The organism is Sphingobium xenophagum (genome assembly GCF_002288285.1).
Classification (GTDB): Bacteria; Pseudomonadota; Alphaproteobacteria; order Sphingomonadales; family Sphingomonadaceae; genus Sphingobium; species Sphingobium xenophagum.
On record NZ_CP022749.1, the window covers coordinates 69,933 to 84,677 of the forward strand.

At 60.9% G+C, this 14,745-nt stretch carries 25 protein-coding genes and 1 pseudogene; 19 read left to right on the forward strand and 7 right to left on the reverse strand.

Annotated elements, in window-relative coordinates:
* The first annotated feature begins 154 nt into the window (after positions 1-154).
* The 8 genes from CJD35_RS21030 (at position 155) to CJD35_RS21070 (ending at position 3,939) form a co-directional block, all read left to right on the forward strand.
* Positions 155-505, forward strand: a complete 351-nt coding sequence (locus CJD35_RS21030) for a hypothetical protein (RefSeq protein ID WP_230463537.1) — start codon at positions 155-157, stop codon at positions 503-505.
* Between the two features lie 405 nt (positions 506-910).
* Positions 911-1,159 carry a hypothetical protein gene (locus CJD35_RS21040; protein ID WP_006953897.1) on the forward strand — a complete coding sequence of 83 codons (249 nt, stop codon included), beginning with the start codon at positions 911-913 and terminating at the stop codon, positions 1,157-1,159.
* A complete protein-coding gene (locus CJD35_RS21045) occupies positions 1,156-1,434 on the forward strand; it encodes a hypothetical protein (protein ID WP_228168060.1) in 279 nt (92 codons plus the stop codon). The genes CJD35_RS21040 and CJD35_RS21045 overlap by 4 nt, the downstream gene beginning before the upstream one ends.
* Before the next feature lie 11 nt (positions 1,435-1,445).
* Positions 1,446-2,066, forward strand: coding sequence for a DUF6884 domain-containing protein (locus CJD35_RS21050; protein WP_007016086.1), 621 nt, complete (start codon positions 1,446-1,448; stop codon positions 2,064-2,066).
* A 255-nt stretch (positions 2,067-2,321) separates the two neighbouring features.
* Entirely contained in the window at positions 2,322-2,579 is a 258-nt protein-coding gene (locus CJD35_RS21055; RefSeq protein WP_006953903.1) for a hypothetical protein, read from the forward strand.
* Positions 2,580-2,800: 221 nt separating this feature from the next.
* Positions 2,801-3,118 (forward strand): hypothetical protein, encoded by a 318-nt coding sequence (locus CJD35_RS21060; protein WP_006953908.1) that lies wholly within the window; start codon positions 2,801-2,803, stop codon positions 3,116-3,118.
* Positions 3,119-3,415: 297 nt separating this feature from the next.
* A complete protein-coding gene (locus CJD35_RS21065; protein WP_004213291.1) occupies positions 3,416-3,637 on the forward strand; it encodes a hypothetical protein in 222 nt (73 codons plus the stop codon).
* Between the two features lie 62 nt (positions 3,638-3,699).
* Positions 3,700-3,939, forward strand: coding sequence for a hypothetical protein (locus tag CJD35_RS21070; protein ID WP_006953912.1), 240 nt, complete (start codon positions 3,700-3,702; stop codon positions 3,937-3,939).
* Positions 3,940-3,956: 17 nt separating this feature from the next.
* On the opposite strand, the gene CJD35_RS21075 is transcribed toward CJD35_RS21070, so the two are convergent.
* Positions 3,957-4,136: a hypothetical protein gene (locus tag CJD35_RS21075; RefSeq protein ID WP_004213289.1), complete on the reverse strand. Its 180-nt coding sequence runs from the start codon at positions 4,134-4,136 to the stop codon at positions 3,957-3,959.
* 112 nt (positions 4,137-4,248) lie between these two features.
* On the reverse strand, positions 4,249-4,506 hold the full coding sequence (locus CJD35_RS21080) for a helix-turn-helix domain-containing protein (protein WP_081215339.1): 258 nt from the start codon (positions 4,504-4,506) through the stop codon (positions 4,249-4,251).
* A gap of 155 nt (positions 4,507-4,661) precedes the next feature.
* Between CJD35_RS21080 and CJD35_RS21085 the strand changes: the two genes are divergently transcribed.
* The 9 genes from CJD35_RS21085 (at position 4,662) to CJD35_RS21125 (ending at position 11,090) form a co-directional block, all read left to right on the forward strand.
* Entirely contained in the window at positions 4,662-5,396 is a 735-nt protein-coding gene (locus tag CJD35_RS21085; protein WP_006953917.1) for a sigma factor-like helix-turn-helix DNA-binding protein, read from the forward strand.
* Complete coding sequence (locus CJD35_RS21090; RefSeq protein WP_004213279.1) at positions 5,386-6,084, forward strand: recombinase family protein; 699 nt, start codon at positions 5,386-5,388, stop codon at positions 6,082-6,084. Before CJD35_RS21085 ends, CJD35_RS21090 begins: the two co-directional genes overlap by 11 nt.
* 393 nt (positions 6,085-6,477) lie before the next feature.
* Complete coding sequence (locus CJD35_RS21095) at positions 6,478-6,792, forward strand: single-stranded DNA-binding protein (protein WP_004213277.1); 315 nt, start codon at positions 6,478-6,480, stop codon at positions 6,790-6,792.
* Positions 6,793-6,898: 106 nt separating this feature from the next.
* Positions 6,899-7,150 (forward strand): helix-turn-helix transcriptional regulator, encoded by a 252-nt coding sequence (locus CJD35_RS21100; protein WP_007016081.1) that lies wholly within the window; start codon positions 6,899-6,901, stop codon positions 7,148-7,150.
* A 9-nt stretch (positions 7,151-7,159) separates the two neighbouring features.
* Positions 7,160-7,507: a hypothetical protein gene (locus tag CJD35_RS21105; RefSeq protein WP_004213276.1), complete on the forward strand. Its 348-nt coding sequence runs from the start codon at positions 7,160-7,162 to the stop codon at positions 7,505-7,507.
* Positions 7,508-7,537: 30 nt separating this feature from the next.
* The gene (locus tag CJD35_RS21110) at positions 7,538-8,296 is read left to right on the forward strand and encodes a ParA family protein (RefSeq protein ID WP_004213275.1); all 759 of its coding nucleotides are present in this window, start codon (positions 7,538-7,540) and stop codon (positions 8,294-8,296) included.
* Positions 8,293-9,318 (forward strand): ParB/RepB/Spo0J family partition protein, encoded by a 1,026-nt coding sequence (locus tag CJD35_RS21115; protein WP_006953923.1) that lies wholly within the window; start codon positions 8,293-8,295, stop codon positions 9,316-9,318. Before CJD35_RS21110 ends, CJD35_RS21115 begins: the two co-directional genes overlap by 4 nt.
* A gap of 190 nt (positions 9,319-9,508) precedes the next feature.
* On the forward strand, positions 9,509-10,060 hold the full coding sequence (gene mobC / locus CJD35_RS21120) for a plasmid mobilization relaxosome protein MobC (protein ID WP_004213273.1): 552 nt from the start codon (positions 9,509-9,511) through the stop codon (positions 10,058-10,060).
* Positions 10,047-11,090 (forward strand): relaxase/mobilization nuclease domain-containing protein, encoded by a 1,044-nt coding sequence (locus tag CJD35_RS21125; protein ID WP_004213271.1) that lies wholly within the window; start codon positions 10,047-10,049, stop codon positions 11,088-11,090. The genes mobC and CJD35_RS21125 overlap by 14 nt, the downstream gene beginning before the upstream one ends.
* On the opposite strand, the gene CJD35_RS21130 is transcribed toward CJD35_RS21125, so the two are convergent.
* The 3 genes and pseudogenes from CJD35_RS21130 to CJD35_RS21140 form a co-directional block, all read right to left on the reverse strand.
* On the reverse strand, positions 11,091-11,321 hold the full coding sequence (locus CJD35_RS21130; RefSeq protein ID WP_006953926.1) for a hypothetical protein: 231 nt from the start codon (positions 11,319-11,321) through the stop codon (positions 11,091-11,093).
* A 40-nt stretch (positions 11,322-11,361) separates the two neighbouring features.
* Positions 11,362-12,024 (reverse strand): annotated as a pseudogene (locus CJD35_RS21135) (Tn3 family transposase); the annotation flags it as partial.
* Entirely contained in the window at positions 12,018-12,236 is a 219-nt protein-coding gene (locus CJD35_RS21140; protein WP_006953930.1) for a hypothetical protein, read from the reverse strand. The gene CJD35_RS21140 and the pseudogene CJD35_RS21135, both read right to left, overlap by 7 nt.
* Before the next feature lie 109 nt (positions 12,237-12,345).
* Between CJD35_RS21140 and CJD35_RS21145 the strand changes: the two genes are divergently transcribed.
* Positions 12,346-13,212, forward strand: coding sequence for a recombinase family protein (locus CJD35_RS21145; protein ID WP_006953933.1), 867 nt, complete (start codon positions 12,346-12,348; stop codon positions 13,210-13,212).
* A 66-nt stretch (positions 13,213-13,278) separates the two neighbouring features.
* Here the strand turns inward: CJD35_RS21145 and CJD35_RS21150 are convergent, their stop codons facing one another.
* Positions 13,279-13,578, reverse strand: a complete 300-nt coding sequence (locus CJD35_RS21150; protein ID WP_095687317.1) for a hypothetical protein — start codon at positions 13,576-13,578, stop codon at positions 13,279-13,281.
* 378 nt (positions 13,579-13,956) lie between these two features.
* On the opposite strand from CJD35_RS21150, the gene CJD35_RS21155 reads away from it, so the two are divergent.
* Positions 13,957-14,391: a hypothetical protein gene (locus tag CJD35_RS21155; RefSeq protein WP_244917330.1), complete on the forward strand. Its 435-nt coding sequence runs from the start codon at positions 13,957-13,959 to the stop codon at positions 14,389-14,391.
* A gap of 135 nt (positions 14,392-14,526) precedes the next feature.
* Here the strand turns inward: CJD35_RS21155 and CJD35_RS21160 are convergent, their stop codons facing one another.
* Positions 14,527-14,703: a DUF3606 domain-containing protein gene (locus tag CJD35_RS21160; RefSeq protein WP_095687318.1), complete on the reverse strand. Its 177-nt coding sequence runs from the start codon at positions 14,701-14,703 to the stop codon at positions 14,527-14,529.
* Positions 14,704-14,745 lie beyond the last annotated feature (42 nt).

Here is a 14,745-nt window from a genome sequence, read left to right on the forward strand (position 1 = left end):
CGCCCTTCCTTCGCTACGCTCCGTGCAGGACGGGTGATCCCCCTCCCCCCTGATCGGCCCTGATTTGCGGCATTCCCCGGCCCTGCTCGCCGCTGGGCAGAAGTCGATGACCCGTCATCGCCTTCGGCTCCATTCTAGGCAGGGAAAACAGCACATGACCGACATTCCGTTGGCAACGATTCTTCGGATCAACGCCGCCCGCACCATTCCGCTCGCTCGCTATGAGGAAGAGGGCAATTTTGACCGCTTCGGCTACATCAAAGACCTTGCCGAAAATCATGGCGCTGACCTTCCCGCCGTCATCGAGATTGCCGACCTACTAGGACCGGATGAAGATTTTGACGGCCTTGTGACCACCATCGAGGACGCCGCCGAGGGCTTCGGCTTTGGTGCTCTTATCCTCGGGGGGCGTGAGCATGGGCCAGGAGCTTATGACGCCCGCGCAGATTGCGGATATTTGCGACGGCCGAGACAAGGCCATAGCCCTTTGGCTCGGCCTCTATGACACCTACCATGCAACCCGCGACGAGGCGGCGCGCCTGACCCTTGGCGGCCCACTATCGCTGTCATGTGGCCGCGACTGGACCGAGGACACGTTGACTCGCGCTTTCAGCTGCCACCGCCTGTCCTGGCGCAGATTGAGGCGGCAAGCCGCCGCGCTGATTTGTCGCGTTTGGGGCCTGTTCCTGCCCCCTGCCGCAAGGGCTAGACCGTCTCCGCCGCTGCGCGGCTCCGCTTGGCGATCAGGCGGGTTTCCCCGCCCTTCCTTCGCTGCGCTCCGTGCAGGGCGGGTGATCCCCCTCCCCCCTGATCGGCCCCGTTTGCGGCATTCCCCGGCCCAGCGTCGCCCGCTTTCGGCAGAAGTCGATGACCCGTCATCGCCTTCGGCTCAATTAGGAAGGGAAAGCCCATGAAAATCCGTATCTACCGCCAGACCGAGCAGGACTTTGACCGAATCGAGATCGAGGGCGCGACCTTTGAAACCATCGTCAGCCGGGCAGCGGTCGAGGGGCTTCAATGCAGCGGTTACAACAGCAATCCGAGCCAGCGGCTTGAGTTGCAGGGCGCACCGAAATTCAAGGGCGTTTGCGGTCCTATGTGGGATGGCGATGCGATCCGCTACGAGTGCAGCGCCACCTATGCGGAGTTGAGCGCATGAGCGCCGCCGCCGCGATACGCGCCGCGTTGCTTCGCAGCTTTTCCGCGCCGTCGCCCTGCCAGCAGGAACGCGGGGCCGAGCATTGGCCGATCAATCTTCACGGACCTTGCGCCGAGGATAAGGCATGGTCCTTCATCATCGGGATCGAGGATGGTTGGTTTTCCTATGATCGTTCCGGGCATCTGCAATGGTCCCCCATGGGCCGCGACCGTTACGCGGCAGGCGATAGCGCCAGCTTCACCGAGGCGAGCGGCCAGACCGCTTTCGCCTTTTGAGGGGATCGAGCATGGCCCGCCATTGCATCCGCGAACCTCGCTACGTTCCCCCGGTGCAGCGCATCGGGGAGCAACCCGACTTGTTCGGTGGACCGACCCTTAGCCACGTTGCCGAGCGCCAAGGACCGCCGAAAGGATGGCAGCGCCAATTGCAGAAATGGGGCCGCTGCACCGTCATTGCCGATCTTGAGGCAGCGCCGCCGTCTGTCATCGACCCTCCCCCGTCCCCGTCTCCGGTTTTCCTTGTCGCTTGCGTTGCTGCGAAGCTGGACCGCCCCGCCCCGGCGCGCGATCTTTACGCATCGCCATGGTTCCAGAAGGCCCGTGCCTATGTCGAACGACAGGGCGGCGCATGGTTCATCCTGTCAGCAAAGCATGGCCTGATCGCCCCGGAAACCGTCATCGCGCGCTATGACGAAACGCTAGGCGCGATGAAGGCAGGCGCGCGCCGCCTTTGGGGCGCGCGCGTGATCGAAGCAATGGCCGAGCAGATCGACGCCGCCGCGCCGCTGATCGTTCTCGCAGGCCGCAACTATCGCGATCCCCTTTGGCCGCAGATCGAACGGCGCGCATCGGTTCCGATGGAGGGGCTTGGAATCGGTCAGCAGCTCGCTTGGTTAAGCGACAACTGAAAGCGAGAATTGTCGCGGTCCATGCGCAACTTCGCGCGATGCGCTTCGAGGGGGCATCTGTTTGTCGCGCCGCCCTTTCAATCTATCCAACGCCATTTGGCGTTGTGAGTTTGAGGATTATAGGCCCATCAACGGCCCAAGCCCCCGGTAGGGCCGCCCACTCTCGGCAAGCGCAAATGGCGTAGTTTGCGCTTGCCGGGAGACCAGTTGCCCTCTCTATATGGCAAGGTGACTGCCCCCACACCGACAGCGCCCTTGTGGACCCAAGATCAGGCCATTGCCTATGAGGCAGCCCTTGAGGCCATCAACGATGTTATCGCCGGTTACAGCGAGCAGATCGCGCTTGAGCATGGTCGCGTTGTGCCGAACACGGCGCGGATCGCTTGGCTCGAAATGCGGACGGATCAGGCATCGGCCACCGGCCATGCGCTCAATGTGATGGATGATGAGAATGTCCGACAAACGCTGCTGGAATACAGCGCGATCGTTCGGGCGCGAGACGGCGCAGGGTGAAGGTCCGCCCGATGGGCGGGCGTTAGTTCGTTAAATCCCCCCGTCAGTGTCTTCCTAGCATGAGGGCTGCACCAGGCCGCATCAAGGATCGGCGGTTCCCCCAATTTGCTGCGCAAATCGGCTCCCCCACCGCCCGCTAGCGCGGCCGCTTCGCGGTCCCTGACCCGACCCGGCGCTGCCCTCCCCTTGGCCTCGCCAATTCCGGCAACAAGGAGGTTGTTATGTCTCATCGTCTGTTCGCTCAGCTGGCTTTCGAGCGTGCGCTTGGAAATGCTGCGATCGAGGCGCTGGCGACCGCGTTGAACGATAAGGATCATTTCGACGCGGAAAGCATGTGGCCGAAAGACCCGATGTTTATCGGCAAGACGAGTGCTGACATCGAGGCGGTTGCGGCCGAGCTGGGCCAGATCATCGAGGACCGTATCAAGGACGTGCTCGACGGCCCCGGCATCCGCAACATCGAGCGCGGCGAATGCGTCTATCCGCAAGTCGTCGCGGTCGTGCTGGCGGCCAAGGCGAAGCGCGGCCAATCCGGCTGACGCCGGAGGGGCGGGCTTAGCCCGCCCCTTTTCGCCCGCTGGGCGAAACCGATGATCTCGGTGCCATGCAGAGCGCGGGACGGGGCATCGAACCCCGCCCCGCGCAATCTCTTCTCTCTGTGTGTCGTGGCATTTTGGCATGGGTGCGCGCCAGCTTTCAAGGATCGGCGGTTCCCCCAATTTGCTGCGCAAATCGGCTCCCCCACCGCCCGCTACCGCGGCCGCTTCGCGGTCCCTGACAGCCGGCGCCGGTGCCCATGCCGGGTGTCTCCCGTCACCAACGAGAAGGAGAACCGGATGCACATCAAATTGTTTAGAGCACTGAAAGCGGCTAATCTGTCCGACGACGCCGCAGCGGAAGTTGTAGAGGCTATTGAGGAGTATATCGCCGTGAAGGTTCAGGAGGCGAACAAGGGAATCGAAAGCAAGCTGACGGCACAAACTTGGGTCATCGGCAGCGTCGGTTTCGTCCTCGCAGTCATCGGCCTCGCGCCCGCTTTCATCAAACTGTTCCAGTAAGACAAAGGGAGGCTTCGGCCTCCCTTTTTTTGCCGAACCGACTGATTGTCAGGAGACGCAAATTGACCGACTTCGCACAAGCACGGCTCGATATGTTCGAGAGCGGTTTATTCGGCCAGGGCAATGCTTTCTGGCGCTGGATCGCCACGGACGAGGCGCGGCCCTATCTGGCCGCTTTCGCCGCCGATCGCGCGCCACCCAGCGGAAGCGAGTTTTTCGCGGCCGATCTTACCGCCGAGGATCTACTTGATTCCGATCACCTGGCCGAGCTTGCCCAGAAGATCGAAGCGGCTCACGGCTAGCGCCGTGCGCGCCGGGGCTATTTGCGAGCAGATGTGCGCTGTTGCTCCGCCACGTCGCGGATCATAGCTGCCCAGCATCCCAAGATCATGCCCTCTTCATTATCGACTTCGCTTGTGGCGACCGCATAGATACCCAGCAAGTTTGCAACCTCGCTCGCCTCGACAATGCCTTGACGCGCAAGCAGCGTGGCAAACATCGAGAGTGCTCCCCCCATTGCCCGCACCAGCGGCGCATCTTGTAGCAGTCGGTCAAATTCGCGGGCGGGTTACTGGACATAGATTGTTCCGATCAAATAAAGCGACTGCCTTTCAGGACTTGTCGCGGGAAGTGCTATCCGCTGCCAATAATTCGACAGCCGATAATCCGAAAGCATCGGCAAGGCTCTCCAAGGTAGCAAGCGTTGGATTACCATGTCCGCGCACCATGTATGAAATATGTGACGCCGCAACGCCCGAGCGTTCGGACAACTCCCCTTGAGTTATGCCTAGTTTCTTTAGTTCGCGAGCGATGTTGGCCCCGAGCTGGGCCATCAACGGCGATGTTCGTTTCAGGTATATGGTTGGCATCGTGTTCGCGTCCTTCTGGCTAGGCGCAGAATGTCGGCACGGGCAGCATGGCGCAATAGGGTTGCTCTAGAAGCTATTTGCGCCATGGCTTTCGCGCCTAGCGCAGATGGTATAGATTGTGCGCCATATTTGGACGAGCGAGGTTCAAACCCTGCATGGACGGTCAGGACGACGCGATGAAATCGGCCATGGAGCTGTTCGCAGCTCGGCTTGCAAAGCGCGATGTAGAGAGGCCGATCACCGACCATCGAACCGTCGAGCGGTTGATCGCGATGCTGGAACCGCATGAGCAACAGGTTGTCCGCTTGCGGATCGGGCTTGGCCCCTCTCCCGCGCTCACTCTTGCCGCGACTGCAAAGATCGTCGGTGTGTCGCCAAGCCGCATCGGCCAAATCGAGGACAAGGCATTCCGAAGGATCAGATGGGTCTGCAACAACATAGACATTCACGATCGTTCGGCGCTGGATGCTTTGATCGCGCGCAGGCGTGATGAAGCGGCTGAGGCCGAGCGGATCAGGAAACGCGATGCCTTGCAAAAGGCGCTAGATCAGGAGCGGAAGCGCAAAGCCAAGCAAGACCGGGACGAGGTCAGGCGAGCGAAGGCGCGCGATTCCGCTTGGAACCGCAAACTACGCGTGGCGCAGGCTGAGCTTGATCGGATGAGATCCGACGCTCAGTTTTTTGCCGAACAGATCGCTCAAATCGAGCAGCGCGCTAATTGGCTGAGGGCAATTTTGCCGCGCGACCGCCAATTGGCGGCGCTGCGCGAACAGGCCGATGAAATCCGCGATGCGATCGCGAGCGCAGAAGCCAGCATATCCAACATGCTGGCCTCGCCCCCGGATGGTCCCCAGCTAGGCAAGGAAGCTTCAACAAACGATGGCCACTGATATTGAGCCGTCCCCCGCCTTCGCGCCGCAGATCGGCCGCGTTTATTTGCGCGTCAGCACCGATGCACAGGACTTACGCCGACAGGATGCCATCGTAGCCGAGGCGAAGGCAGCGGGCTATTATGTCGCGGCAGTCTATCGGGAGAAGGCATCGGGTGCCCGTGCCGACCGCCCCGAGTTGCTGCGTATGATTGCCGATCTTCAACCCGGTGAAGTGGTGATTGCCGAGAAGATTGACCGGATTAGTCGTCTTCCCTTGGCCGAGGCCGAGCAGCTGGTTGAGACAATTCGTGCGCGAGGCGCGCGACTTGCCATTCCCGGCGTCGTGGACCTGTCCGACCTCGCGGCCGACGCCGAGGGCATCGCCCGCATCGTGCTCGAATCTGTTCAGGCGATGCTCTTGAAGATCGCCCTGCAGATGGCTCACGACGATTACACCGATCGCCGCGAGCGACAGCGCCAAGGTATCGCCTTGGCAAAGGCCGCAGGGCGCAGCGGAGGGCGCAAAGGCGATCGGGCAACGCACGCCCGCATTGTGGCATTGCGCGAAGCGGGCAAGAGCATTGCCAAAACGGCAGAGCTGGCCGATTGCGACCGCAGCACCGTCAAGCGGGTGTGGGCGGCCCATCGTGCCGCCCAGGTGCAAGAACCCAGCCCTCAGCGAAATCATCGTGAGCGGAACCGCTGATTGCCCTTTCTGTTCGGCTTCAAGCCGGTGGCAGCTGCCACCGGCAGTCCCCTGCTCGCGTCAACGGACTGCCAGCTACGGAAAGAGCGGCGGAGCCGCGACAGGGTTTTCCAATCCCCGCCGTGCCGATCGAGCGCAGCGACCTATGGGTGCCAATGGCCAGTGGCAGCTGCCACCGCCGCCAGTCCAAATTGCTGCATCTACTCGGGCCGTTTCCTTTGGGCGTTGCTGTCTGACGGATACGAACTCCACATCGCCACTAATGCGGGCAAGCAGAAAACCGGCCTTCGGCCTTGGGTTTCCGCAAGCGGACCCTCCCATTTTCAGCTTGCCCGCGTAGCTCAGCTCCGCCGCAAAAAATCCGTCAGCAACGCTTATCCAAAGGAGACTACCATGCAGAACATCGCTGAATTTCGGATCATCGGCCGCGTTGGCAGTGTCGATACGACCGATAAAGTCACCCATGTTTCCGTCGCCGCGAACTACAACCGCAAGGATGGCGATGAATGGAAGACCGATACGCACTGGAACCGCGTGACGTTCTTCCGCCAGCTGGCAGAGCGCGCCGCTGACTTGGGCAAGGGCGACCTGGTTCACATCACCGGACGGGTCCGCCAGAACAGCTACGAGAGCAATGGCGAAACCCGCTACTCGGTGGACCTGATCGCTGAGGGGCTGGGTATCTTGGTTCGGGGCGGGGCTGACTAAGCCCCCCCCTTTCACCTAAAACGGGCGGCCTGGTGGCCGCCCTTTTTTGTGGACAATGCTTTTCACAGACCCTAACAAGAATAGGGTTTAACTACGTGAGGCATGTGTGGCAGCCAAACTGTTCAATCGTGTAGCGAGCTTGCGCGTCGCTTCCGGACTTACGCAATCCGAGCTGGCAGCGAGGATTCAAGTCTCCCCTGAAACAGTCGCGGCCATCGAGAACGGCAGACAGGACGCCACTTTGCTGACGGCGCTACGTATGTCGCGTGCCCTGCGAACCGAGGTGCCGAACATCTTCAGGGAGCAGCCTTTCCCTAAGCTGATCGGCTCCGAGCGAGGCGAGAGCCGAACAGCTTAGGAGGCCGCTATGCGCCGTGAGATTGCCAGCAAACTTCGGCGCGCAGCCAGCGTGCTACGGACTGTCATGCTTTGGGCATCGCTTGCCCTGTGGCTTGCGATCGCGGCAACCGCGCTGATCGTCGTCCTTGCAGTCGGACTCGCGGCCTATTTCGCTTTTGGCTGGCTAGGAGTGGGAGCCGTCGCCGTCTTCGTGCTGATCGTTTTCTTCGGCAAAGACCCACCAACCGAACAGACCGGCCCGCGCCGCAAGGGCAAGGGCCTCAACCTGAACGACGATCCGAACCCATGGTATATGCAGTCGCAGTATCGCTTCGGATCGGGAAACAGCGCCGCTCATAACCGCTGGCACAAGTAGCCCGTGGCGCAGCCATTGAAGGGATTCTCAATGCGAACAATCGTAGTGACCAATGAGCGCGGCGGCATCGGCAAGACCACGCTTACCTGTCATATTGCGTGGCATCTGGCCGAGCAGGGCAAGCGTGTCGTGGTCCTGGACCTGGACAAGCAATGCCACAGTGCCGGGATGCTGAAAGCCGAGTTCGAGCAGATCGGCCCGGTTCAGTCGATTCTTGACTTCGACCCGAACGAAGAACCTCCGGCGCTGGCCTGTTTCAAGAACACACGGCAGATCGTCGAGTTGACGACTGACAGCCCGCAGCAAGGCCAGCACATCGGCGCTTATGTCCGCGCCATTCGTGCCGGCCTTGCCAAGCACTACGACTACTGCGTGATCGACACTGCGCCCGCGTGGGATGGCCGGAACCTCATGGCGCTGATTGCGTCCGATTATGTCGCGGTCCCACTGGACCCCGACAAAACCGCGCGTCAGTCGCTCAACGAAATCTCGCAAAGCATCAGCCTTGCAAACAAGGTGCGCGGGGAGGGTAACGCGACCCGGTTCGGGATCGTGTTCAACCGCGTTCAGACAACGAGCGAAGTTTCAAAAATGCTGATGGACCGCATTGGGCAGGCGCTTCCTGCCAATGTGGTGCCGCACACCATTCCGCACCGCGAGCACATGCGCGAGGCGGCTTTACTCGAAATTCCCGTTTGGCGCTTGGCAAAGGACACGCGGCGTAGCGCGCCGATCGTGCGCGAAGTCGTCTCCTACATTGTCGATCAAGCTGAGAGGGAAGCCGCATGAGCAAGGCAGCTGTCAAACCGGCGAAGAAGAGCTTTGCCGACTTCGATATGGACGCGATGGACTTTTCGGCCGTCCCCGCGAATACCGAGTTCAAGGCAGCTGGACGGTTTCAGCGCCTTCCGCTCGATGACATTGATCCAGACCCCACGCAGGTTCGCCGGGAGTTCGACCAGGCCGAGATTGATGCACTGGCCGCAACCATCAAGGACCGCGGCTTGCTGCAACCCATCGTTGTCGCGCCAACATCGAACGGTCGCTACATCATCCGCTACGGAGAGCGGCGCTATCGCGCGTGCCGCCAGCTTGGTTTCGACCAGATCGACACCGTTCTGGATCAGGCGGACGCCGAGCGCGATATTGGCCTCGACCAGTTTCTTGAGAACGAGCAACGCCAAGCCCTAAGTCTGGCTGAGCGCGTCAGTTTCATCGCGAGCCGCGTCAGTGACACGCTCTCGACAAAGGATCTAGCCGCGCGCATCGCCAAGCCGCATTCGGAAGTGAAGCGGCTCTACTCGCTGCGCACCTTGCCCGAGGACATTCTTGCCGCGTTGAAGAATTGTTCTCCGCGTGCCGCCGTCGCGATCAAACACGCGATCGAGCTGGACGAGCAGGCCACGCGCAATTTCGTGGCAGCAAACGAAAATCCGACAGCCGCCGCCTGTGAGCAGTTTCTTGCTACGCTCCAAGGCAGCCCCGAGGAAGAGACCGCGCAGGCCGGTGCCGCTAAAGCGATCGACGATCCAGCGTCGCCCCAAGAATCGCGCGCGCCGGTGGCAGCTGCCACCAGTGCGACGGACGATCGTCGGGAGCGGCCTGAACTGGACGCTCACGACGACGAGCGGGAAGGGGAGGGGGCCGTGCTTGCCGATCCTTCCGATCACAAGCCGCGCGCCCCCCGTCAGCCGAAAGAGGCTACCGACGCACCGGCTATCATCATTCAGGGCCGTCGCGGGATTGTTCTAAGTGGCCAGGTCACGGTTCGGTTCGACGGCGAGGCCGCGCCCCAAACCTTCGACTTCTGATAGCTTTTACCGTCCACGTTCTCTCAGCATCGAGGCGACGTGGAATTTAGAGCGGTGGCAGTTGCCACCGCTTTTTGTTTGTGGGGTAGGTATCTACTGTATGGCAGGATAAGCCTTGCGGCGGCTAATGTTAACCGATACGCTCAATCCTATCGGATCGCGCTTCACGGTTGGGAGATACCTACCCCACATGGAAAAGACGCTGGGCTTCAAGATCGAGGCAACCAAGCTCGCAAAGATTGACGCGCTTGCGCAGACGAGGGGAGGGCGCGGCCCCTTCATGCGTCAACTGGTTGACGCCGTGCTCCGGCAGTCCGGGGCGGCCAGCGAGGCCGCACCTCTTGTTGACCGCGAGGCCGCTGGCGAGCATCGCCTTTATCTTCGGCCGACCGAAACCGAACTGGCCGTGATCCGCCATCGCGCAAAAGAGCGCCGCATGACCCCGGCGACCTGGGCCATGGCTCTTGTGCGGCGACACATCGGCATTGCCGCGCCTGTCGATCGCGAATTGCGCGAAGAGCTGTTGAATTGCCGTCAGGCGTTGCAGCGCATTGGGCGCAACGTGAATCAGATCGCCCGAGCCGCTAACAAGATGGCGCTGGCGGACAATGCAGCGGAGATCGCCGGCGAGCTGCAAAAGGTCAACGACCTGCGCGCGGCGATCGGCGCGGCCGTCGAAGGTATCGGCGCCGCTACGAAAGCTGACCTGTCCTATTGGGAGGTTTCCAGTGAGCGACTTTGATAGCAGCTTTGAGGCGGGACAGCTTGCCGCGCTGTTCAAACCAAAGCTGACCAGCGACCCGAACAGGCGCGGGGCCGATATGTTGCTGCGCTCGCTGAGTTCGAGGCGGGCAGGCCAGGGCGGGAGCACGCGGGCGCGGCTTGCTCGCGTTGTCAGCCGTGCCCCGGAGGTCATGGTCAAGGTTACGGGCAGGCCGAAGGGCAAGAACCACGCGGCTGCGCATTTCGACTATATCGGCCGGAAAGGCGATGTGCCGCTTGAAACGCGTGATGGCGACATACTGACTGACAAGGAAGCTCGGGCGGAGCTGGCGCGCGATTGGGGCGATCCTGTCTATTGGCGTGACAATTCTACCGTAGCCGCCGTGAGCATGGTTTTTTCGATGCCGGCAGGGACAGACCCCGACAAGGTTCTTTCAGCGGTGCGCGAGGTCGCGCGCAGCGAGATCGGGCATGAGTGGGATTACGTCCTGGCGCTGCATACGGACACACCGCGGCCCCACGTGCATGTGACGGTTGCCGCGCGCGGCGACACAGGGCAACGCTTCAACCCGCGACCTCAAACGCTGCATCATTACCGGGAGCGCTTTGCAGAGGAATTGCGGGCGAGGGGGGTTACTGCCGAGGCAACGCCTCGCGCAGCGCGTGGTGTCGGCCGAGCCGGTCAGAGCATGGCCCTGAATCGGATGAGGCAGCGCTACATGGCCGGCACCGCACCTGCGCCGTTTGCCAATCAGAAGATCACTGCGGCCGCGCGAGACCAGCTGGCGGGGCGGTCAACCGCTCCGGATTTCGTGGTGCGCGGGCGGCAGGCATGGAATGAGACGCAACACCGCTATCTAGCTGCCGCCAAGCGGCTTGAGACAAGCAGCGATCCAGCTGACCGCCAGCTTGCCGACCAGGTGCGGCAATTTGTGGGGGCAGGGCGAACGCCTACAATTCATGAGCGATCGGTAGCCGCGATGGAGCGGAAGCGGCAGAGCGAACGATCTAGGAACCGCGATCGTTCGCGGGAAGGGCCAGGACGATAGTTATTGGCCGTGCTTGGTCCAACCAACGCTGTTTGCACGTTCCAAAGCGACCAATGCGTCTGATACCGCCTTCTGTGCGACTAGAAGATAACCTTCGGCAATGCTGGGCCATGTTAGCTCATCGAACGGATTTGTGACGTTGCCGTTGAAATAGTCGAGAGCTTCATGAGCGCGTGCAGCCGCCTCGATTACCTTGCCGGTATGTTTCTTTGCCCTGTCAGATTTCTTCATCGTGCCTCATGAGGGGGCGTTTGCGGGAGGGGGCGGAATCCTACGCTAAGGATTTGGGCCAGCGATATTCCCCGGTTAGATTGATGTGTTCCCATCCCAACGGCGAGACGTGGGCGAGTAGATCAGGCGCGATATGGGTACCGCTGGCGGCCCGGGTATTGACGACCTCGCCGAGCTTCATGGTGTTCCAGAATATGATGATGGCGGCGAGCAGGTTCATTCCGGCGATGCGATAGTGCTGGCCTTCGCCGGATCGATCCCGGATTTCACCTCGGCGGTGGAAGCTGATGGCGCGCTTTAGGGCGTGGTGGGCCTCACCCTTGTTGAGGCCGATCTGAGCCTGGCGCTGGAGGCCGGCATCAAGAATCCAGTCGATCATGAACAGGGTTCGCTCGATGCGGCCCACCTCTCGCAATGCGAGGGCCAGCTCATTCTGGCGCGGGTAAGAGGCGAGCTTGCGAAGAATCTGGCTGGGGGCGACGATCCCCGCTGCGATCGTCGCCATGATGCGCAGGATGTCGGGCCAGTTGCGCTCGATGAGCGGTTCATTGATCTTACCTCCGACCAGCGCTCGCACATTGGCCGGCGTCGCGTTGGGCGTGAAGGCATAGAGTCTTTTCTGAGGGAGAGGGCATCGCGTGGAAGGTACGCCAGACAACGCTAAGCGAGAACATTTCAAGAACCGTATGATGGCCGTTACCGCCGGAGGTCGCTAAGCCCCAGTTCTTCCCACATCCATGTAAAGTCATAGGTGCCCATCGGATCGGCGGTGCCCGATTTTGCCGCGCCATTTTCGATATATTTGAGCCAGTCGGCTACCTTTATGGCCGCTTCGACCTCGACCTGAACGACCGGATTGATTTTGGACGGCTTGCAGCGTGAGGCGGCTGATCGGCCTATAACATTTGGGTACACCCCAGAGTGATAGGGCCGAGTGACACCATTCGTCTGTCACAAAAGGGTGGGTTTGCGCTCAATGTGACGATACACTGCAAGAGCCACCCTAATGTGACGGATTTTGCACTTGGCTCGTATCGGATATGCCCGCGTCAGCACCACGGACCAGGATCTGGATATCCAGATTGGCCGCCTCAAGAATGCAGGTTGCGAAATTATCCGTTCCGAGACCGGATCGGGGGCCTCGCGGAGCGGGCGCACGGAACTGGAAACGATCATGCAGTTTATGCACACCGGCGACGAGCTGGTCGTGCTGCGGCTCGACCGGCTCGGCCGCTCCACGCGCGATGTCCTGAACCTGGTGCATGAGCTTGATGAAAAGGGAGCTTCGCTGCGCATCCTTGAGCCAGAGGTGACGACGGCGGGCGACATGGGGCGAATGGTCATCACCATACTCGGCATGGTCGCCGATATGGAGCTGAAGTTCATCAAGGATCGTCAGCGCGCCGGGATCGAAGCGGCGCGCGCCGAAGGCGTTTACAAAGGCCGGAAGAAGAACGTCGATGACGATGAAATCCGCCGTCGCCTTGCCGCCGGCGCCAGCAAGGCCCGCGTTGCCCGCGACCTGAAGGTCTCACGAATGACCGTCTATCGGGCGCTCGACATTATTCCGTCACAGACCAAACTGCCGGAAAAGCCGCCCACTGCCAGCATCGCCCTGCATCTGATTATCGAGAACTTCAACAAGCGTGGAAGAGGTAGAAAACCCGCTCGGGAGCGGATTGAGGCGATGCTGGAACGCGACTACGCCATGGTAAAAAACGGCAATTGTGATTACAAACTGACCGTCGCCTATGACCCCGATCCGGATGGCATTTCCCTTGATGAGGAAATCCAAAGCCTCCTCTCCGAGATGTTCAACATCGCAGAGAGCTACAATTGCTCCATGGAAGCCGATATCTACGAGGTCGGTGGTCAGCAACGGTCCTGGTAGAATCAATCAAGCGTTCAGTGTTCGTTCTTCAACCTGGCCAAAATCGCAGCTTCGGGCCGACTGGGCCTAGAAAGGGTCTGACGGCGTGTTGCGCGCCATGCTCAAAAGGACAGCGACGCTCCCCGCGAGAAAAAGCGGAAACAGAAACAAACTCACGATCCCGAAAATCCGGTGCGCGCCGCGTCGCTGATGATGAATGGTCCAGCTCTGGAGCGCCAGCAGCAACATCCAGGCGGTGGCCGTTACTCCATGAAGATAAAGTTCTGTCCGCGCGGTCCGCAAAACAGCGAAGTAGGTCGGCCAGAATGCCACGACTGTGGCGAGCACCATTGCCAGGACGAGATAATGGGCGCGGCGAAGCGGCATCCGATGATCCTGACAGACAGTAATTTCGCGGCGCCCCTTCCGTAGGGACCGCGTGGGTCCTTAGCAATTGCGCAATCCGCCGAGCGGCATTTCGTTGGCTGGAACCGGCAACGACTTCCTCGACGACCGAGCGCCCGGATTGGCTGCGAGCGCTGCCGATCACAGGTCAGGCATTGACGACGAAGTTCTGTAAGAAAGTGTGTCCCCCAATCGAAACCGTGACGGGCCCATTGATAAACTCGATCTGAGGCCTAGCTTTGGGATGCGTACCGGGCCCCTCTGGCGAGAATGTCTCGTGATGTCGGACGTATCGAACTCAGGGGCCGTCTCAATCATACTCCCTGAGCTCGATCCATTGTTTGGAAAGAGGAGTATGTTGTGATCTTGTCTTTGCTTGCCCTGGCAACCGCTTCCGTTGCGCCCTTTACTGATCAGGTTCATCGGACCAGCGTGGATCATCAAGGGAGATCCCTGGATGTGACCTATCGGGCCGATACCAAGGTATCTACCCGGCAGATCGGCATGTCCGCGGGAACCCGACCCACCACGGAACGCTGCCTCTGGACCGCCCGGGTGGCCGTCGTTCGCGATGTGGCAGGTACCAAGGGCGCATCTTTGAGCCATCGCCTGGATGCCGATCGAATGATCCGGGGCAGCCATTTTGGCAAATGCTCGGAGAATAGGGCGCAGGTTGCGTCATTAATTGCGCGTCGCAGTGATGAGGTGAAAGCTCATCTTGCGGAAGTTGCGCGAGAGGATGAACCTCGGTTGGCGAACGATATCAGCTCAGCCAAGCATTTCGCGGCCAATTAGACCCAGAGTTCATAGGTAGCAGGGGGCCCGGCGCGTGGGTCGCGTCGGGTCCACATCTGATGAAATGCGAGTTACACGCCGTCCGCTGGGCAGCGCGACCGCGGAGCGACATATTCTAAACGAGCCCGGTCGGCCTCAGCCCTTCAGGTGCTGCTCGACAGCGTCCGCGCCGTTTCCGACGGCCTTCACGGCCGCTTCCAGCGTTTCCTTGCTGACACCAAACTTGCCGGTCCAGTAATCGACCTCATAATCCTCTCCGAGCGAGATACGCGCCCGGTCCTGGGGCCCGCGAGCGTCCTTGTCGTCTGCCATTGCTCATCTCCTTCGTCGGTGGCCTAGGTCCGCAACGCCGGG

Bases quoted from the DNA above. Each gene is read 5' to 3' on its own strand.
- CJD35_RS21045 (WP_228168060.1), top strand. From the start codon at position 1,156: ATGAGCGCCGCCGCCGCGATACGCGCCGCGTTGCTTCGCAGCTTTTCC.
- CJD35_RS21110 (WP_004213275.1), top strand. From the start codon at position 7,538: ATGCGAACAATCGTAGTGACCAATGAGCGCGGCGGCATCGGCAAGACC.
- CJD35_RS21040 (WP_006953897.1), top strand. From the start codon at position 911: ATGAAAATCCGTATCTACCGCCAGACCGAGCAGGACTTTGACCGAATC.
- CJD35_RS21075 (WP_004213289.1), bottom strand. From the start codon at position 4,136: ATGTTTGCCACGCTGCTTGCGCGTCAAGGCATTGTCGAGGCGAGCGAG.
- CJD35_RS21030 (WP_230463537.1), top strand. From the start codon at position 155: ATGACCGACATTCCGTTGGCAACGATTCTTCGGATCAACGCCGCCCGC.
- CJD35_RS21050 (WP_007016086.1), top strand. From the start codon at position 1,446: ATGGCCCGCCATTGCATCCGCGAACCTCGCTACGTTCCCCCGGTGCAG.
- CJD35_RS21160 (WP_095687318.1), bottom strand. From the start codon at position 14,703: ATGGCAGACGACAAGGACGCTCGCGGGCCCCAGGACCGGGCGCGTATC.
- CJD35_RS21105 (WP_004213276.1), top strand. From the start codon at position 7,160: ATGCGCCGTGAGATTGCCAGCAAACTTCGGCGCGCAGCCAGCGTGCTA.
- CJD35_RS21060 (WP_006953908.1), top strand. From the start codon at position 2,801: ATGTCTCATCGTCTGTTCGCTCAGCTGGCTTTCGAGCGTGCGCTTGGA.
- CJD35_RS21090 (WP_004213279.1), top strand. From the start codon at position 5,386: ATGGCCACTGATATTGAGCCGTCCCCCGCCTTCGCGCCGCAGATCGGC.
- mobC (WP_004213273.1), top strand. From the start codon at position 9,509: ATGGAAAAGACGCTGGGCTTCAAGATCGAGGCAACCAAGCTCGCAAAG.
- CJD35_RS21150 (WP_095687317.1), bottom strand. From the start codon at position 13,578: ATGCCGCTTCGCCGCGCCCATTATCTCGTCCTGGCAATGGTGCTCGCC.
- CJD35_RS21085 (WP_006953917.1), top strand. From the start codon at position 4,662: ATGGACGGTCAGGACGACGCGATGAAATCGGCCATGGAGCTGTTCGCA.
- CJD35_RS21115 (WP_006953923.1), top strand. From the start codon at position 8,293: ATGAGCAAGGCAGCTGTCAAACCGGCGAAGAAGAGCTTTGCCGACTTC.
- CJD35_RS21130 (WP_006953926.1), bottom strand. From the start codon at position 11,321: ATGAAGAAATCTGACAGGGCAAAGAAACATACCGGCAAGGTAATCGAG.
- CJD35_RS21080 (WP_081215339.1), bottom strand. From the start codon at position 4,506: ATGCCAACCATATACCTGAAACGAACATCGCCGTTGATGGCCCAGCTC.
- CJD35_RS21095 (WP_004213277.1), top strand. From the start codon at position 6,478: ATGCAGAACATCGCTGAATTTCGGATCATCGGCCGCGTTGGCAGTGTC.
- CJD35_RS21065 (WP_004213291.1), top strand. From the start codon at position 3,416: ATGCACATCAAATTGTTTAGAGCACTGAAAGCGGCTAATCTGTCCGAC.